The 3,499-nt window shown below is 38.0% G+C and carries 3 protein-coding genes and 1 pseudogene; 1 reads left to right on the forward strand and 3 read right to left on the reverse strand.

Annotated features, from left to right (window positions below):
* Positions 1 to 210 (forward strand): hypothetical protein (locus C4E06_RS28620; protein ID WP_232826165.1); only part of this gene is annotated, 210 nt, incomplete at its 5' end.
* Positions 211 to 241: 31 nt separating this feature from the next.
* Here the strand turns inward: C4E06_RS28620 and C4E06_RS05360 are convergent.
* The 3 genes and pseudogenes from C4E06_RS05360 to C4E06_RS05370 all read right to left on the reverse strand — a co-directional run.
* A complete protein-coding gene (locus tag C4E06_RS05360; protein WP_107667128.1) occupies positions 242 to 1,864 on the reverse strand; it encodes a peptide chain release factor 3 in 1,623 nt (540 codons plus the stop codon).
* A 150-nt stretch (positions 1,865 to 2,014) separates the two neighbouring features.
* On the reverse strand, positions 2,015 to 3,025 hold the full coding sequence (locus C4E06_RS05365; protein ID WP_107667129.1) for a hypothetical protein: 1,011 nt from the start codon (positions 3,023 to 3,025) through the stop codon (positions 2,015 to 2,017).
* Between the two features lie 154 nt (positions 3,026 to 3,179).
* Positions 3,180 to 3,499, reverse strand: a pseudogene (locus tag C4E06_RS05370) (phosphate ABC transporter substrate-binding protein); the annotation flags it as partial.

Raw genomic sequence — 3,499 nt, forward strand, 5'->3', positions numbered from 1 at the left:
AAAATCATGAATCAGTACGAACAGCGTCAACAAGAGGAAGAGACAAACACAAAGAACAGTCTACTCCCTACAATCCTTAAGAAACGTCAGGAACTTGGGATATCAAATAGTGAACCTCCATTCCTGAAATCAATGACTGTTGATGAACTTCAACTATATTTTAAAGAACTGCTTGAACAAGAATCTAGTAGTATTCGTCTAGTCAGCTAACCTTGTAGGGTGGGCATTGCCCACCCTACTATTATTCGGGTTCAATCCCCACACCAACCGGGGCGATCGCATCTAAATTTAACTCAGGATGATCTACTTTCACCTGTTGTAAACCCCATTCATTTTTAAACAGTAAAACGGGACGACCCCAGTTATCTTTGACGGTGATGGTGTTAAAAATACGGCCGGCTTTTTCTAAAGCACTCCAGCCACCTTTGACCCAACGGGCTAAACTATAAGGTAAGGGTTCTAAGGTTGTTTCTACCCCATATTCACTTAACATCCGAAACTGTACCACTTCAAATTGTAATTGGCCCACTGCAGCTAAAATAGGGTCTCGTTTGAAGTCATCGGTAGAATACATAATTTGTATTGCCCCTTCTTCTCTTAACTCTTTTATTCCCTTTTGAAACTGCTTAAATTTTGAGGGGTTTGGGTTTTTAATGTAGGAAAACATTTCAGGAGAAAAACAAGGAATGCCTTCATATTCCAACTTTTTACCGTTATAAATGGTGTCTCCGATGGCAAACACACCGGGGTTATTTAACCCAATCACATCACCCCCATAGGCTTCTTCAATGGAAGCCCGATCTTGAGCAAAAAGCTTTTGAGGACGGGATAAACGGACGGTTTTGCCGGTTCTAGCGTGACTTACGGTCATATCCTTCTCAAACTTGCCGGTACACACCCGAACAAAGGCCACGCGATCGCGGTGTTTAGGGTCCATATTAGCTTGCAATTTGAAGACAAACCCACTAAACTCAGGATGAGTGGGATCGACGACTCCAACGGATGAGTTACGGCCTTCGGGTCTCAAGGCGTATTCTAGAAATGCTTCTAGGAAGAGTTGCACCCCGAAGTTCGTCATGGCCGAACCAAAAAAGATGGGGGTCATTTTCCCTGCGTGAACTGCTTCTAAGTCGAGATCGTCCCCGATCTCTTCAAGAATTTCTAAGTCCTCTTTAAATTGATAATAAAGCTCTTGTTCGAGATATTCCTCAATTTTGGGGTCGCCGAGCTTAATTACGTCTTCTTGCGCCTGTTGGGAGCCGTGGGCGCGACGTTCAAACAGATGTATAGCCTTTTGACGACGACTATAAACCCCTTTAAAGCGATCGCCCATACCGATGGGCCAGTTAACGGCGTAGGTTTTCAGTCCCAGTTCCTGTTCGATCTCATCTAATAATTCTAAGGGTTCGCGTCCGGGACGATCCATTTTATTGATGAAGGTAAAAATAGGCAATCCTCTGAGACGACACACCTCGAACAATTTTCGGGTTTGGGGTTCTAACCCTTTGGCTGCGTCAATGAGCATGACTGCGTTATCTGCTGCTGCCAGGGTGCGATAGGTATCTTCACTAAAGTCTTGGTGTCCGGGGGTATCTAAGAGGTTAATTTGGAAGTCACGATACTCAAATTGAAGTACCGTAGAGGTGATAGAGATACCCCGTTGTTTTTCCATTTCCATCCAGTCAGAGGTGGCTTTACGCTGATCTCGTCTGGCTTTAACAGCGCCGGCTTGATGAATGGCTCCTCCATAGAGTAACAATTTTTCGGTGAGGGTCGTCTTTCCTGCGTCGGGGTGGGAGATGATAGCAAAGTTGCGTCTTTTTTGAACCGCTTCTTGAATTTCTCTTTCTATTTCATTAGCCATAGACAATAAGGTTATGATTTTTACATATTTAACTTGAATGTTCTTTAATTATAGCTAAGTTCTCTCTTCTCTCCTAAATTCTTAGTTTAGGGCAAGTGGGAATCATGATAACTAATATTAGAAATGGCTGATTCGTCTATTTGTTTTAGCTTATCTCCATGGAATCGACCACGCATCTTTCTTATTGAGCAGCACTTCAGTTTTCTGCTTTAATTTATCACTTTGAGAATCAAGATTAAAGTTTAAAATTGTACCTTCTTCTGACCAAATATTACTTTTAATATCTTCTAAAGCAAATATATAAGAATATTGATTATCAAAAGCAGACTTAATAAATTCTCTTTCATCTTTAGAAAATGCATCAATTAAGGAAGATTCAAATTTAAACAGTTTAAAGCTATTTCCATCAATTACTATATCTTCATAGTGATTGTGTTTTAATTTTAATGTAATTGGAAAATGGACTTCTTTGTTTTTGTAAAATCTAACCACTGCAGTTTCGCGAATCCCATTTTGTAAATTACTATGATTTTCAATTAATAAGTCTAATACAATCCTTTTTTCATTGATATCATTACTTTTTTTGTCTACAAGTTTTGCCAAGTCACTCAGTTTATCTTCTACTTTTTTAAGTTTTTTAACCTCCTCACTAGATTCTGAATCATAAATTTCCTTCTCTTTCTGAATATTATCAATTGCTGTTTTTATATATTTATTTATTTGATTAATATATTCCTCTTCTAATGAACTGGTATTAATTTTTATTTCATTCATTCTTGAATCAGATTCTCCCATTTCTGGTATTTTGATCTTCAATATTTCTTCTAATAAAATTTCAATGTTTCTCCTTAAGTCCCATATTATACCACCTGTTACTTCTGTATATCCCTCTTCAAGTTCATCTAGAATTTGAATAATAGTTTTATCTGGTCGGAGTTCTAATGCTTGTGTCGCAACATTCAAATTAGGTCTTTCAGACCAAGCTTGATAAGCAGGAAAAATAACAGCCAATATTGTTGCAAGAGTTGCTGCAATTCCTAATATTCCTTTCCAGCTATTGAGTAGTTGTTTAAAATTAGGCTTATCATTTTTTTCCTCATTATGATGATAATAAGCCGGTACGATAATTCTATGTTCTTCTTCTGTGTGTAATCGAGTCATAATAATAACCCTCTTGCCACAAGTAACTTTACCATTATTATAGGTTTTTATACTGTCTTGTACCTAATAGTCTTTACTAATGTTAACTTAAATTGTTCCTGACAATAAAAAGCGATCGCTACTAAAAAAACTTTTAGATTATTTAATCATAAAACTATTGAGTATCTTGTACAATTTGTTGTCCAATGGGAGAGGTTGCATAACCTAAAAAGGCTTTGACAGCTTCAGACGGTGGATTTTATAAGCATAATATAAGGTTCTTGTGTAAGGATAATTAGCTGCTTCGGGGGTTAACCCATCAATGGGAACGGTTCTGACCGTTTGTTGATCGGCCACTTGTGTATAAGTGGCGTAACTAATGCCGTTGCTTCCTAACTGTTGTAAAATCGGTGTGGTTGCGTCTCTCTCCATTGTAGTAATATTGGAGGTATTGCCGAAATTTTCTGAGTTTAAGGCTAGTTCTGCAAAAATTTT

This window comes from Cyanothece sp. BG0011 (assembly GCF_003013815.1).
Lineage (GTDB): Bacteria > Cyanobacteriota > Cyanobacteriia > Cyanobacteriales > Microcystaceae > Crocosphaera.